This is a genomic window from Sphingomonas melonis (assembly GCF_013409985.1).
Lineage (GTDB): Bacteria > Pseudomonadota > Alphaproteobacteria > Sphingomonadales > Sphingomonadaceae > Sphingomonas > Sphingomonas melonis_A.
Genome location: NZ_JACCBY010000002.1, coordinates 848,079 through 861,980, shown reverse-complemented (window position 1 = coordinate 861,980; position 13,902 = coordinate 848,079). Strand labels below are relative to the sequence as shown.

Below are 13,902 nucleotides of genomic sequence, written 5' to 3'. Positions count from 1 at the left end.
GTGCCGCACTGCCCCTCACCCCGCGCCGCGTTCCGCGGCTTGCCCCTCTCCCACAGGGGGAGAGGGGACTTGAGGTCACTCCGCGGCGATCGCGATGCCGTCCTCGTCGACCTGGTCCTGCATCGTCTTGAGATCGACGTTGAGACCCAGCGAGCGCATTTCCTTGACGAGCACGTTGAAGCTCTCGGGGATGCCGGCCTCGAACGTGTCGTCGCCCTTGACGATCGCCTCATAGACCTTGGTGCGGCCGACGACGTCGTCGGACTTCACCGTCAGCATCTCCTGCAAGGTGTAGGCGGCACCGTACGCCTGCAAGGCCCAGACCTCCATCTCACCGAAGCGCTGGCCGCCGAACTGCGCCTTACCGCCCAGCGGCTGCTGGGTGACGAGGCTGTACGGCCCGATCGACCGGGCGTGGATCTTGTCGTCGACGAGATGGTGCAGCTTGAGCATGTAGATGATGCCCACGGTCACCTTGCGGTCGAACTTGTCGCCGGTGCGGCCGTCGAACAGCTCCGACTGGCCCGAAGTATCGAGACCTGCCAGCTCCAGCATCGCCGACACGTCGCTCTCGCGCGCGCCGTCGAACACCGGGGTGCCCATCGGGATACCGGTCCGGATGTTCTTGACCAGCTCGACGATCTCCTCAGGCTCGCGGCTCTGGATGTCCTCGGCATAATGATCGCCATAGACTTCCACGAGGCGCGACCGGACCGCGTCGGGCATTTCGCCCGCCTTGGCATCGGGGTTGGCCTCGCGCCAATCTTCGAGCGCGGTCGCGACCTGCATGCCCAGATTGCGGGCAGCCCAGCCGAGATGCGTTTCGAAGATCTGCCCGACGTTCATGCGCGACGGCACGCCCAGCGGGTTGAGCACCAGGTCGACCGGCGTCCCGTCCGCGAGGAACGGCATGTCCTCCTGCGGCAGGATGCGGCTGATGACGCCCTTGTTGCCGTGACGGCCGGCCATCTTGTCGCCCGGCTGCAGCTTGCGCTTCACCGCGACGAAGACCTTGACCATCTTGAGCACGCCGGGCGGCAGCTCGTCGCCACGCTCCAGCTTCTCGCGACGGTCGTGGAACTTGTCCGTGATCCGCTTGGCGGCTTCGTCATACTGCTGCTTGACGGCTTCCAGATCGCTCTGGACCTTGTCGTCGGCAACGGCGAACTTCCACCATTCGTGACGGTCGACGCTGTCGAGCAGGTCCATGTCGATCATCGAGCCCTTCTTCAGGCCCTTCGGCACCGCCGTCGCGACCTGATCGAGCAGCATCTCGCGCAGACGCGACCAGGTCGCGCGGTTGAGGATGGTGCGCTCGTCGTCCGAGTCCTTCTTCAGGCGCTCGATCTCCTCGCGCTCGATCGCCATCGCGCGCTCGTCCTTGTCGATGCCGTGACGATTGAAGACGCGGACGTCGACGATCGTGCCGGCAACGCCCGGCGGCAGACGCAGCGAGGTGTCGCGGACGTCGGACGCCTTCTCGCCGAAGATGGCGCGGAGGAGCTTCTCTTCCGGCGTCATCGGGCTTTCGCCCTTCGGCGTGATCTTGCCGACGAGGATGTCGCCCGGCTCGACCTCGGCGCCGACGTAGACGATGCCCGCCTCGTCGAGGTTGCGCAGCGCTTCCTCGCCGACGTTGGGGATGTCGCGCGTGATGTCCTCTGGCCCGAGCTTCGTGTCGCGGGCCATCACCTCGAACTCGTCGATGTGGATCGACGTGAACACGTCGTCCTTCACGATCCGCTCGCTGATGAGGATCGAATCCTCGTAGTTGTAGCCGTTCCAGGGCATGAACGCGACGAGCGCATTGCGGCCCAGCGCCAGCTCGCCGAACTCGGTCGACGGGCCGTCGGCAATGACGTCACCGGCGTTGACCACATCGCCCACCTTCACCAGCGGACGCTGGTTGATGCAGGTCGACTGGTTCGAGCGCTGGAACTTCATCAGCGTGTAGATGTCGACGCCCGACTTGGCCGAATCGACCTCACCGGTGGCGCGCACGACGATGCGGCTGGCGTCGACCTGGTCGACGATGCCGGCACGCTTGGCGGCGATCGCGGCGCCCGAATCGCGCGCCACGGTCTCTTCCATGCCGGTGCCGACGAACGGCGCTTCCGCCTTCACCAGCGGCACGGCCTGACGCTGCATGTTCGAGCCCATCAGCGCGCGGTTGGCGTCGTCGTTTTCCAGGAACGGAATGAGCGACGCGGCGACCGACACCAGCTGCTTGGGGCTGACGTCCATCAGCGTGATCGTCTCGGGGAGCGCCATCAGGAACTCGCCCGCCTGACGCGCCGACACCAGCTCCTCGGCGAAGCTGCCGTCGTCCTTCAGCTCGGCTGAGGCCTGCGCGATCGTGTGCTTGGCCTCTTCCATCGCCGACAGATAGACCACGTCGTCGGTGACCTTGCCGTCGACGATCTTGCGGTACGGCGTCTCGATGAAGCCGTATTTGTTGACGCGGCTGAACGAGGCGAGGCTGTTGATCAGGCCGATGTTCGGGCCTTCCGGCGTCTCGATCGGGCAGATGCGGCCATAGTGTGTCGGGTGAACGTCGCGGACCTCGAAGCCGGCGCGCTCACGCGTCAGACCGCCCGGCCCGAGCGCCGAAACACGACGCTTGTGCGTCACTTCGGACAGCGGGTTGGTCTGGTCCATGAACTGCGACAGCTGCGACGAGCCGAAGAATTCGCGCACCGCGGCAACCGCCGGCTTGGCGTTGATGAGGTCGTTCGGCATCACCGTCGACACGTCGACCGACGACATGCGCTCCTTCACGGCGCGCTCCATGCGGAGCAGGCCGACGCGATACTGGTTCTCGAGCAGCTCGCCCACCGACCGCACGCGGCGGTTGCCGAGATTGTCGATGTCGTCGATCTCGCCCTTGCCGTCCTTCAGGTCGACGAGCGTCTTGACCACCGCGAGGATATCCTCGGTGCGCAGCGTCGTCACCGTGTCCGGGCAGTCGAGGTCGAGGCGCATGTTGAGCTTGACGCGGCCCACCGCCGACAGGTCGTAGCGGTCCGGATCGAAGAACAGGCCGGCGAACAGCGCTTCGGCGGTCTCGAGCGTCGGCGGCTCGCCGGGGCGCATGACGCGATAGATGTCGCTCAGCGCCTGCTCGCGCTCCTCGGCCTTGTCGGCCTTGAGCGTGTTGCGGATCCATGCGCCGGTCGAGACGTGGTCGATGTCGAGCAGCTCGATCGTGTCGATGCCGGCCTTGTCGAGCTTCTCGAGGTTCTCGGCACCGATCTCGTCACCGGCCTCGACGTAGATCTCGCCGGTCTGCTCGTTGATGAGGTCATAGGCCGAATAGCGGCCGAAGATCTCTTCGGTCGGGATCAGCAGCTGGGTGAGGCCGTCCTTGGCCGCCTTGTTCGCGGCGCGCGGGCTGATCTTCTGCTGTGCGGCGAACACGACTTCGCCGCTCGACGCGTCGACGATGTCGAACAGCGGCTTGACGCCACGCCAGTTCTCCGGCGCGAACGGGATGATCCAGCCGCCCTGGCCGCGCACATAGGTGACGCGGTTGTAGAAGTGGTTGAGGATATCCTCGCTGGTCATGCCGAGCGCATAGAGCAGCGCCGTCACCGGCAGCTTGCGCTTGCGGTCGATACGGACGTTGACGATGTCCTTGGCGTCGAACTCGAAGTCGAGCCACGAGCCGCGATAGGGGATAACGCGCGCGGCGAAGAGATACTTGCCCGAGGCGTGGGTCTTACCGCGGTCATGGTCGAACAGCACGCCCGGCGACCGGTGCATCTGCGACACGATGACGCGCTCGGTGCCGTTGATGAAGAAGGTGCCGTTCTCGGTCATGAGCGGCATGTCGCCCATGTAGACGTCCTGCTCCTTGATATCGATGACCGACTTGGCCTCTGTATCCGGATCGACCTCGAACGCGGTCAGGCGCAGCGTGACGCGCATCGGCGCAGCATAGGTGATGCCACGCTGGCGGCATTCCTCGACGTCGAACTTCGGCGGCTCCAGGACGTAATCGTCGAAATCGAGATAGGCGGTGCCGGCGAAATCCTGGATCGGGAAGACGCTGCGCAGCGTCTTTTCGAGACCCGACACGTGGCCGGTGCTCTTGTCCGAACGGAGGAACTGCTCGTAGCTCTCGCGCTGAACCTCGATCAGGTTCGGCATCTGGATGACTTCGTGGATGTCCCCGAAGATCTTGCGGATGCGCCGCTTGGCGGTGCTGCCCTGGATCGCCTTGGTGGCCATGGTGTTATGCCCTCAGTCGTGGCCGGCCCGTCGGTAAGACTGGCGTCGGCCGGAATATCGTGCCCGGGAACCCCCGGAGCGGGACGCGAGGTGCGACGCAAAAAAGCCGATCGCATCGCAGTGCGTCGGCCTTCAGCGTCTATGAACCAGAACCCTCTATTCGTACGATGCGCTGCGCGACGGCGCATCATGTCCCGAAAGCTGTGGTGAGACGCGGATATAGGCGCGCGCACCGTCCCTGTCAAAGGGGGCATGGCCGGCTTTCGATGGGGCGGCGATTTCGCCCTGCCGCCGCGGCGGGGCGCTTCGTCGCAGCGCGGGTGGCGGTCGTGAACCGTTCACTAAGGAGCGCGCAAGCGTTTTGGGTGAGATCAGGGTACATGAACATGAAGCGGGGCGCGCGGCTCAGCGCGATCGCCCTTTTGCTGGCGGGTGCGGCAGCGGGCCCCGGCGTGGCCCAGACGTCGAACACGACCGCGCCGCAGACCATCCCGGGGCTGGATAATTTCAGCCTGCCGCCGTCGCAACAGGCGCCGACGCCCGCTCCGACGCCGCCGCCCGAGCCGCTCCCGGTTCCCGTGGTGACGCCGACCCCGCGCGTCGCCGCCACGCCTGCCGCGCGGCCGACGCCACGCCCCGGCGCTACTCCGACGCCGCGCGCCACGCCGAGCCCGACGCCGACGCCGACGGCAACGCCCACCTCTGCACCGGCCGCCGCCGCGCCGGTGATCGTTGCGACCCCAACGGTCGAGCCGTCACCGACACCGTCCGCAACGCCGAGCCCGGTTGCGTCTCCCTCGACCGTACCGGCTGACACCGCAGCGACATCTGCCGGGCCGTCGAACGGCTGGTGGTGGGCGGGTGCGGCGCTGCTGGCGATCGCCGCCGCGGCGGGCTGGTGGCTGTTGCGCCGTCGCGGCGCAGGCGTCGCCGAATTCGCACCCGAGCCCGCGCCCGAGATGGCACCGCCACCGGTCCCGCCGGTCCGCCAGCCGACACCACGCCCGGCGGCTCCGCAGGCGCCCGCGCCCGCGATGCTTGCGCCCGAGCCGCCGATGAACCGCGCGCGGCTGGCCCTTACGCTGCACCCCCGCCGCGCCGGCCTCAACCTGCTCAGCGCGACCGTCGAGGCGGAGCTCGAGGTGCGCAACCTCGGCACCGCACCGGCGAGCGCGATCCGCATCGGCACGACGCTCACCGATGCCGGGCCTGGGCAGGAGGGCGATGTCGCTGCGCTGTTCGCCGTGTCCGTCGGGCGGCCGGCGGTGCCGCCGTTTGCGCTGGCCCCGGGCGAGACGCGGCGGGTCCGCATCGTCGCGGCGCTGCCGCGGACCAGCATCCGGCCGCTGGAGGCGGCCGGCCGGCCGATGTTCGTGCCGATCGTCGCGATCAACGCGCTCTACGATGCCGGCGGAGTCGAGGGGCAGAATGCCGCCGCCTTTGCGATCGGCGTCGAGCGTGTCGATTCCGCCAAACTGGCGCCGTTCTGGCTCGATCAGCCGCCCCGCATGTACGACGCGCTCGGCGTCCGTCCCTATGCTGCTGCGGTAGAACGATGATCCGCGCGGGTTGCATAATGGTCAGGAGCGGGTAACGCCGCTCACCATGTCCACTTTGGTCCGATCTGGGGCCGGGAGAGAATATGGGGGCGGAACGTCACGGCGCCGCGATCTGGGCGGCGGTCTGCCGCGCGACCAATGTCGTTCAGTTCGATCAGGCCGGCCATGTCGTCTGGGCGAGCGAGCGCTTCTGCGCGACGATGGGCTATGATGTGGTGGACGTGCAGGGGCTGCATCACCGCGCCTTCTGCTCGGCGCAGGAACAGGCGTCGCCCGGCTACCAGCGCTTGTGGCACGATCTCGAGCGCGGCCGCGCGTTTTCGGGGGAATGCACGCGCATCACGAAGGATGGGCGCGAGGTGCGTCTGCATGCGACCTATGATCCGCTGACCGACGACGAGGGGCACGTCTGCGGCTTCGTCAAGGTGGCGACCGACATTACCGACCGTCGTCGCGGCGATGCCGAGCGCAGCGCGCGGCTGGTGGCGCTCGACCGCAGCCAGGCGGTGGTCGAATTCGCGCCCGACGGGACGCTGCTTCACGCCAACGATCGTTTCCTCGCGCTGACCGGCTACCGGCTGGAGGATGTCGTCGGAAGGCATCACCGCAGCTTCTGCGATGCCGCTTATGCGGCGTCCCCCGATTATGCGGCCTTCTGGTCGCGCATGGCGGGCGGGCAGGTCGACAGCTGCCTGTCCTGCTGGACGACGTGCACCGGCGAGGATCTCTGGCTGCAGGCGACCTACAGCCCGGTGGCGGATATCGCGGGCCGGCCGCTGCGGATCGTCGGGATCGCGACCGATGTCACGTGGCAGGTGCGGCTCGATCGCGCCGTCGCGACGCGGCTCGACGAACGGCAGCGCTACCAGGCGGCGCTCGAAAGCAAGACCGCCGAGATGCAGGCGATGATGACGCAGCTCGTCGGCGTCGTCGACACGATCAAGTCGCTCTCGGCACAGGCCGATCTGATGAAGATCAACGCCGCGATCGAGGCGGCGCACGCCGGTGAGGCGCCGTCGGGCGTAATCGGGGCAGGGGGCCGGCGCGCGCGCCTGCGCGGGTGATGCGGCAGCGGGTCCGTGCCGGGCACGAAAAAGGGCGGCCTCCTTGCGGGGGCCGCCCTTGTCCTGTCGCTGGCTGACCGGACCGTCGGGGCAGAGCCCTTGCGGTCGGCCGGCCGTGCGGACGAAGGGGCAGCGCGCTGCCCGTCCGTCCGGTGCGGCTTACTTGAGCTCGACGGTCGCGCCGGCGTCTTCGAGCTGCTTCTTGACCTTCTCGGCCTCGTCCTTGTTCACGCCTTCCTTGACGGCCTTCGGCGCGCCTTCGACGAGCGCCTTGGCTTCGGTCAGGCCGAGGCCGGTGATGGCGCGGACTTCCTTGATGACGTTGATCTTCTTGCCACCGTCGCCGGTGAGGATCACGTCGAACTCGGTCTTCTCTTCAGCGGCCGGAGCAGCTGCACCGGCGCCGCCGGCGGCCGGAGCCGCAACCGCAGCGGCGGCCGAAACGCCCCACTTCTCTTCGAGCATCTTCGAGAGCTCGGCGGCCTCGAGGACGGTCAGTTCGCTCAGCTGGTCAACCAGCGCGTTCAGGTCTGCCATGATACTTCCTTCATATGCTGGGGCGATCGCCCCAAAGTGTCAGTTGAAAATCGCTTATCCAAAAGCGCCTGAAATTCAGGCGGCTTCCTTCTCGGCGTAGGCCGACAGCACGCGCGCGATCTGCGCCGCGGGAGCCTGGGTGATGGTCGCGAGCTTCGTTGCCGGAGCAACGATGAGGCCCAGGATCTTCGCCCGGAGTTCATCCAGCGAGGGCAGGGTGGCGAGCGCTTGCACGCCGGCAACGTCGAGAGAGGTCGCACCCATCGCACCGCCGACGATTTCGAACTTGTCGTTCGTCTTCGCGAATTCGACCGCTACCTTGGCAGCGGCGACGGGGTCGATCGAGGTGGCGAGGCCGACCGGGCCGGTGAGCAGGTCGCCCACAGAGCCGTAATCGGTGCCATCGAGTGCGATCTTGGCAAGCTTGTTCTTCGAGACCTTGTAGGTCGCGCCGGCATCACGCATCGCGTTGCGCAGTCGGGTGGACTGGGCAACCGTCATTCCGTTGTTGCGGGTGACAACCACCACGCCGACTTCGGAAAAGGTGCGATTCAACTCGGCAACGGCCGCGGCCTTTTGAGCACGATCCATGCCATTCTCCACGTTTTGAACAAGGCGCGTGAACGCCATGTCCGGTTACAAACCGGAGGGGAAAACCCCGCCGGGGTTGTCCATCGATGGGGAAGGCACCCGTGAAGGGCGGCAGACCGGTGCACCGCGTGGCGGACCGATCGTAAATTCCTGTCCCCGTCTCGGCAGGACATTAAGCCGCGGCAAATCCGTGGCACCTGCTGTCTTGGACGGATGCGCGGCGGGTGAACCCTCCGGCAAGCGCGTGCCTCTAACGGGAAACGGCGGGGAGTCAATGGGCGACGTGAATGCCGCGCCGATCGGACGCGGAGTGGCGATCGGACTGCGTGGGGATCAGGCGCGATCCGGGGCCTTTAATTACCGGACAGGTGTCTTCGTTGTCATCCTGATGTCATCTACACTTCATCTTGCAGTCACCGCGCTGCAACCCGGCTGCCGTTTTTCCCCTCCAAAGACAAGCGCATAGCAGCGTCACGCTGCGCACCGGGGGAAAGACCATGACGATGCAGAGCCTGTCCACCATCGGCTATGACGATGGCGATATCGACACCAACACCAGCGCCAACCCGCATATCGGCGAGCTGATCGCCAGCCGCTATTCGCGTCGTCAGACGCTGCGCGGCGGCCTGTCCGCGATGACCGCGGCGGTGTTCGGCGCCGGCATGCTCGCCGGCTGCGACAAGGATGACGATCGCCGCGCCACGACGGTTACTGCCGGCGGTGCGATCACCACCTCGACCGGCAAGACGGTGACGCTGAACGGCGCGGTCACCGGCGGCCAGTCCGCCTCGACCAGCTGGACGCAGACCAGCGGCCCGCTCGTCAGCCTCGCCAACGCATCGAGCCCGGCCGCCACCTTCACCGCGCCCGCGGTGAAGACCGCTACGCCGCTCGGCTTCCAGTTCACCAGCACCTCGACCGACGGCATCCGCTCGGTCGCAGACACCATTGTCACCGTCGCACCCGCGACGCTCGACTTCACCGCGGTGCCCAAGAGCCTGGCCGACGTCGTGGCGGTGCCGGCCGGTTATCAGGTCACGGTGCTCTACCGGCTTGGCGATCCGATCAACGGCACCGTCGGCGCCTATGCCAATGACGGCAGCGACACCAATTTCGCCGCGCGCGCCGGCGATCATCACGACGGCATGAGCTTCTTCGGCCTCGCCGCGACCGGCACCGCGCCCGATCCGGCCAACAGCAGCCGCGGGCTGCTCGTGCTCAACCACGAGAATATCACCGCGAGCTATCTGCATCCGAACGGCCCGACGACGGTCGCTGGCGCGCGCCCGACTGCCGAAGTGCTCAAGGAGATCGAGGCGCACGGTGTCAGCGTCATCGAGATCAACCGCGGCACCAATGGCTGGAGCTACGTCAACAGCAGCAGCCTCAACCGCCGCATCACCCCGTTCACGGCGATGGACATTTCCGGCCCGGTGAAGGGCAATGCGCTGGTCTTCACCGCTTATTCGCCGACCGGCGTCGCGGCGCGCGGCACGATCAACAATTGCGCCAACGGCACGATGCCGTGGAACACCTATCTCACCAACGAAGAGAATTGGGCGGGCTATTTCCGTCGCGAGGCGGGCGACAATGCGCGTCGCGCCGCGGCGCTCGGCGCCAAGGCGGTGGTCGCGTTCAGCCGCTACGGCCTCAACACCGGCAGCAACGACGGCATCAAGGCGGGTAATTACGATTGGGGGACCGCCGCGGCGCCTGCCGCCGGCGACACCCGCATCGCCAAGTTCAACGCGACCGTCGATCCCACCAAGCCGCAGAACGGCACCGGCGACTTCCGCAACGAGCCCAACCAATATGGCTGGGTGGTCGAGATCGACCCGTTCGATCCCGCGTCGACACCGCGCAAGCGCACCGCGCTCGGCCGCATGAACCACGAAGGCTGCGTCATCGGCCGCACCGTCGCCGGCGTGCGTCCCGCCTTCTACATGGGCGACGATGCGCAGAACGAATATGTCTACAAGTTCGTCTCGTCGGCGACCTGGTCGGCGGCGGATGCGACCGCGGCCAACCGGCTCGCGATCGGCGACAAATATCTCGACACCGGCACGCTCTACGTCGGCAAGTTCAACGCCGACGGCAGCGGCCAGTGGCTGCCGCTGGTGTTCGGCCAGGGCCCGCTGACCGGCGCCAACAGCGCCTATGCCTTCGCCGACCAGGCCGATGTGCTGACCCACGCCCGGCTCGCCGGTGATGCGCTCGGCGCGACCAAGATGGATCGTCCCGAATGGACTGCGGTCAATCCGGTCACCGGCGAGATGTACCTGACGCTCACCAACAGCGCATCGCGTACCGTCGCCGGCACCGACGCCGCCAACCCGCGCGCCTACACCGACCCCAAGAGCACTGGCGGCGCGACCAACGGCAATGCCAACGGCCATATCATCCGTCTGCGCGAGACCGGCGACACCAGCGAGGCGCTGACCTTCACCTGGGACATCTACGCCTTCGGTGCGGGCAGTGACCTCAACCCGGCGAACATCAACCTGTCGAACCTCGACGCGACCAATGATTTCTCCTCGCCCGACGGCCTGTGGTTCGCGCGGCCGACCAATGTCGCGGGGCAGGGGACGCCGCTCATGTGGATCGAGACCGACGACGGCGCCTATACCGACGTTACCAACTGCATGCTGCTCGCCGCCATTCCGGGCACCGTCGGCGACGGCGGAACACGTACCTTCACCAACAGCCTCGGCGGGCAGACCGCGTCGCAGACCACGCGGATCGGCAAGGCGCCGGGCACTGCGCTCAAGCGCTTCCTCGTCGGGCCGAAGCAATGCGAGATCACCGGCATCGACTCGACGCCGGACGGCCGCTCGATCTTCGTCAACATCCAGCATCCCGGCGAGGGCGGCAATCCGACGAACATCACCAGCAACTGGCCGCAAAGCCAGGCGAGCGGCACCGGCACCGGCCGCCCGCGCTCGGCGACGATCGTCATCACCAAGACCGATGGCGGCATCATCGGCCTGTAACGCACGATCATCGGTGCCGCGCCCCTGACCGGCGCGGCACCGGCTTGGTCGGAAACGGATGTGTCGATTACGGACGTTTAAGGTTTCGGCGGCATAACAACGCTATGCCAGCCCGATTCCCCCGTCCGATCGATCGGTCCGCCCGATGAAGACGCGGGAGCCGCGCGTGAAAGTGCTGGTCCGCGCCCGCATGCGGGCCGGCGCGGACTGGACCGACGTGGTGATCCACAACATGTCGTCGCGCGGCCTGCTCGCCACCGCCAGCCCGGTATGCCGACCGGGAACGGTGATCGAGATCCGCCGGATCCATCATGTCGTCGTCGGCCGGGTCGTCTGGCAGAATGGAGCCTTTTTCGGCGTGCGGACCCAGGACCCGATCGATATCGAGGGGATCGTCTCCGCCAAGCCGCCGGCGCACAAGCCGCAACGCGCCGGTAGCGAGGGGGGCGACGACCGCCGCGCGGTGCGCCGCGTGCCGGTTGCCGAGCGCGAGGCGCAGAGCCGCCGTTTCGCCGCGGCCTTCCAGTTCGTCGTGCTGCTGATCGCGGTCGGCGTCGCCGCGCTGTTCGCGGCGCAGGAGGTCGGCTCGGTGCTGTCGCGGCCGTTCGCCGCGGTGAGTGCGGCGCTCGATGGCGGCGCCGATCGCAGGAAGGCCGCACGGGGAAACTGACCGGGCCAAGGAACCGCGCCTGTGCTGCGGCATTGCGGGTGTTCGACGTTTCCGTTCGACCCGAGGCTCTCCGATCATGACGCTGCCATCTTCCCCCGTCTGGTTCATCACCGGCTGTTCCACCGGCTTCGGCCGTGACCTCGCCCGCCTCGTCCTCGATCGCGGCTGGCGCGTGGTGGTCACCGCGCGCGATGCGGCGCGCGTCGCCGATCTGGTCGAGGGGGCGGAGGATCGCGCGCTGGCGCTGGCGCTCGACGTCAACGATGCCGGGCAGGTCGCCGCCGCGGTCGCCGCCGCGCACGAGCGGTTCGGCGGCATCGACGTGCTCGTCAACAATGCCGGCTATGGCTATCAGGCGAGCGTCGAGGAAGGCGAGGAGGCGGCGATCCGCGCCCAGTTCGACACCAACGTCTTCGGCCTGTTCGCGCTGACCCGCGCGGTGCTGCCCGGCATGCGCGCGGCGCGGGCGGGGCACATCATCAACTTCACCTCGGTCGCCGGGCTGATCGGCTTTCCGGGGTCGGGCTATTATGCCGCGTCCAAACACGCCGTCGAGGGGTGGTCGGACAGTCTCGCCGCCGAGGTCGGGCCGCTCGGCATCGCAGTGACCTGCGTCGAGCCGGGGCCGTTCCGCACCGACTGGGCGGGCCGCTCGCTGCAGCAGACGCCGGTACGCATCGCCGATTATGCCGACACGGCGGGCAAGCGGATGGAATCGACCAAGCAGATCAGCGGCGAGCAGGCGGGCGATCCGGTCCGCGCCGGCGAGGCGATCATCGCCGCCGCGGAGTCCGGGACGCCGCCGCGCCATCTGGTGCTCGGCAAGTTCGGCTTCGACGCGGTGACCGCCAAGCTCAAGGAGCGGCTCGCGGAGATCGAGAGCCTCCGCGAGCAGGCGCTCGGGGCGGACTTCCCGGCCTAAGCCTCGCCCCTATTCGTCGCCCCGGACCCTGTCCGGGGTGACGAGGCAATCTGGATGCGTGTCGCACCAACAAAAAGGGCCGGGATCGCTCCCGGCCCTTTTCGTATTCGCATGGTGCGAAAGGCTTATGCGCCGGCGACCTCGGTCGTGTCGACGCGGATGCCCGGGCCCATCGTCGAGCTGACGGCGACCTTGCGGACATACTTGCCCTTGGCGCCCGACGGCTTGGCACGCACCACGGCGTCGACCAGCGCGTCGAAGTTGCGACGCAGGTCTTCCTGCGTGAACGACGCCTTGCCGATCCCCGAGTGGATGATGCCGGCCTTCTCGACGCGATACTCGACCTGACCGCCCTTGGCGGCCTTGACCGCTTCGGCGACGTTCATCGTCACGGTGCCGAGCTTCGGGTTCGGCATCAGGCCCTTGGGGCCGAGCACCTTACCGAGGCGACCGACGACGCCCATCATGTCCGGGGTCGCGATGCAGCGATCGAAATCGATCGTGCCACCCTGGATCGTCTCCATCAGGTCTTCCGCACCGACGACATCGGCTCCGGCGGCGAGCGCCTCCTCGGCCTTGGCGCCGCGGGCGAAGACGCCGACGCGGACGGTCTTGCCGGTGCCGGCGGGCAGCGTCACGACGCCGCGGACCATCTGGTCGGCGTGGCGCGGATCGACGCCCAGGTTCAGCGCGACCTCGATGGTCTCGTCGAACTTGGCGGTGGCGTTCTGCTTGGCCAGCGCGATCGCCTGGTCGACGCCGTGCAGCGTCTCAGGGTTCACGGCGTTCGCCTTCTGCTTCTTGGTCAGCTTGGCCATGATCTCAGCCCTCCGTCACTTCGAGGCCCATCGCGCGGGCGGAGCCTTCGATGATCTTGGTCGCAGCCTCGATGTCGTTGGCGTTCAGATCCTTCATCTTGGTCTGGGCGATCTCGGTCAGCTTGCTGCGCGCGATCTTGCCCGCGACGACCTTGCCCGGCTCCTTCGAGCCCGACTTCAGGCCGGCGGCCTTCTTGATCAGGAACGACGCCGGCGGCGTCTTGATCTCGAAGCTGAACGAACGGTCGGCATAGACGGTGATCTTGGTGGGCAGCGGCGTGCCCTTGTCCATGTCGGTCGTCTGCGCGTTGAACGCCTTGCAGAATTCCATGATGTTGACGCCGCGCTGACCCAGCGCCGGGCCGATCGGCGGGGCGGGCTTGGCGTCGCCTGCAGGAACCTGCAGGTTGATGTAACCTGTGATCTTCTTTGCCATGTCACTCTCGTTTCAAGTTTAGCGGTCCAAGCGGGCGTCTCCGCCCTCCCGCAAGCATCCAGCCAAAGCGTGGAAGCGGCGGCCG

10 protein-coding genes are annotated in these 13,902 nt (G+C 67.4%); 5 read left to right on the top strand and 5 right to left on the bottom strand.

Annotation, left to right across the window (positions count from 1 at the left end; all coding sequences use genetic code 11):
• Positions 1-75: 75 nt before the first annotated feature.
• Entirely contained in the window at positions 76-4,230 is a 4,155-nt protein-coding gene (rpoB, locus tag HD841_RS10575; RefSeq protein ID WP_179508786.1) for a DNA-directed RNA polymerase subunit beta, read from the bottom strand.
• Positions 4,231-4,616: 386 nt separating this feature from the next.
• Between rpoB and HD841_RS20755 the strand changes: the two genes are divergently transcribed.
• Together HD841_RS20755 and HD841_RS10565 are read left to right on the top strand one after the other, a co-directional pair.
• Positions 4,617-5,789: a hypothetical protein gene (locus HD841_RS20755; RefSeq protein WP_257015444.1), complete on the top strand. Its 1,173-nt coding sequence runs from the start codon at positions 4,617-4,619 to the stop codon at positions 5,787-5,789.
• Between the two features lie 83 nt (positions 5,790-5,872).
• Entirely contained in the window at positions 5,873-6,853 is a 981-nt protein-coding gene (locus HD841_RS10565) for a PAS domain-containing protein (RefSeq protein ID WP_179508785.1), read from the top strand.
• A gap of 159 nt (positions 6,854-7,012) precedes the next feature.
• Here the strand turns inward: HD841_RS10565 and rplL are convergent, their stop codons facing one another.
• The gene (gene rplL, locus HD841_RS10560; RefSeq protein WP_179508784.1) at positions 7,013-7,390 is read right to left on the bottom strand and encodes a 50S ribosomal protein L7/L12; all 378 of its coding nucleotides are present in this window, start codon (positions 7,388-7,390) and stop codon (positions 7,013-7,015) included.
• A 75-nt stretch (positions 7,391-7,465) separates the two neighbouring features.
• On the bottom strand, positions 7,466-7,981 hold the full coding sequence (gene rplJ, locus HD841_RS10555) for a 50S ribosomal protein L10 (RefSeq protein ID WP_179508783.1): 516 nt from the start codon (positions 7,979-7,981) through the stop codon (positions 7,466-7,468).
• A gap of 497 nt (positions 7,982-8,478) precedes the next feature.
• Here rplJ and HD841_RS10550 point away from each other — a divergent pair, with 497 nt between their 5' ends.
• From HD841_RS10550 to HD841_RS10540, 3 genes are all read left to right on the top strand, one after another.
• A complete protein-coding gene (locus tag HD841_RS10550; RefSeq protein ID WP_179508782.1) occupies positions 8,479-10,971 on the top strand; it encodes a PhoX family protein in 2,493 nt (830 codons plus the stop codon).
• Positions 10,972-11,116: 145 nt separating this feature from the next.
• Positions 11,117-11,641 (top strand): PilZ domain-containing protein, encoded by a 525-nt coding sequence (locus HD841_RS10545; protein ID WP_179508781.1) that lies wholly within the window; start codon positions 11,117-11,119, stop codon positions 11,639-11,641.
• Positions 11,642-11,717: 76 nt separating this feature from the next.
• On the top strand, positions 11,718-12,563 hold the full coding sequence (locus tag HD841_RS10540; RefSeq protein WP_179508780.1) for an oxidoreductase: 846 nt from the start codon (positions 11,718-11,720) through the stop codon (positions 12,561-12,563).
• A gap of 125 nt (positions 12,564-12,688) precedes the next feature.
• Here HD841_RS10540 and rplA read toward each other — a convergent pair whose 3' ends face one another.
• Positions 12,689-13,381, bottom strand: coding sequence for a 50S ribosomal protein L1 (rplA, locus tag HD841_RS10535; protein ID WP_179508779.1), 693 nt, complete (start codon positions 13,379-13,381; stop codon positions 12,689-12,691).
• A 4-nt stretch (positions 13,382-13,385) separates the two neighbouring features.
• Positions 13,386-13,817 (bottom strand): 50S ribosomal protein L11, encoded by a 432-nt coding sequence (gene rplK / locus HD841_RS10530; protein WP_037530328.1) that lies wholly within the window; start codon positions 13,815-13,817, stop codon positions 13,386-13,388.
• Between the last annotated feature and the right edge of the window lie 85 nt (positions 13,818-13,902).

Bases quoted from the DNA above. Each gene is read 5' to 3' on its own strand.
- rpoB (WP_179508786.1), bottom strand. From the start codon at position 4,230: ATGGCCACCAAGGCGATCCAGGGCAGCACCGCCAAGCGGCGCATCCGC.
- HD841_RS20755 (WP_257015444.1), top strand. From the start codon at position 4,617: ATGAAGCGGGGCGCGCGGCTCAGCGCGATCGCCCTTTTGCTGGCGGGT.
- HD841_RS10565 (WP_179508785.1), top strand. From the start codon at position 5,873: ATGGGGGCGGAACGTCACGGCGCCGCGATCTGGGCGGCGGTCTGCCGC.
- rplL (WP_179508784.1), bottom strand. From the start codon at position 7,390: ATGGCAGACCTGAACGCGCTGGTTGACCAGCTGAGCGAACTGACCGTC.
- rplJ (WP_179508783.1), bottom strand. From the start codon at position 7,981: ATGGATCGTGCTCAAAAGGCCGCGGCCGTTGCCGAGTTGAATCGCACC.
- HD841_RS10550 (WP_179508782.1), top strand. From the start codon at position 8,479: ATGACGATGCAGAGCCTGTCCACCATCGGCTATGACGATGGCGATATC.
- HD841_RS10545 (WP_179508781.1), top strand. From the start codon at position 11,117: ATGAAGACGCGGGAGCCGCGCGTGAAAGTGCTGGTCCGCGCCCGCATG.
- HD841_RS10540 (WP_179508780.1), top strand. From the start codon at position 11,718: ATGACGCTGCCATCTTCCCCCGTCTGGTTCATCACCGGCTGTTCCACC.
- rplA (WP_179508779.1), bottom strand. From the start codon at position 13,381: ATGGCCAAGCTGACCAAGAAGCAGAAGGCGAACGCCGTGAACCCTGAG.
- rplK (WP_037530328.1), bottom strand. From the start codon at position 13,817: ATGGCAAAGAAGATCACAGGTTACATCAACCTGCAGGTTCCTGCAGGC.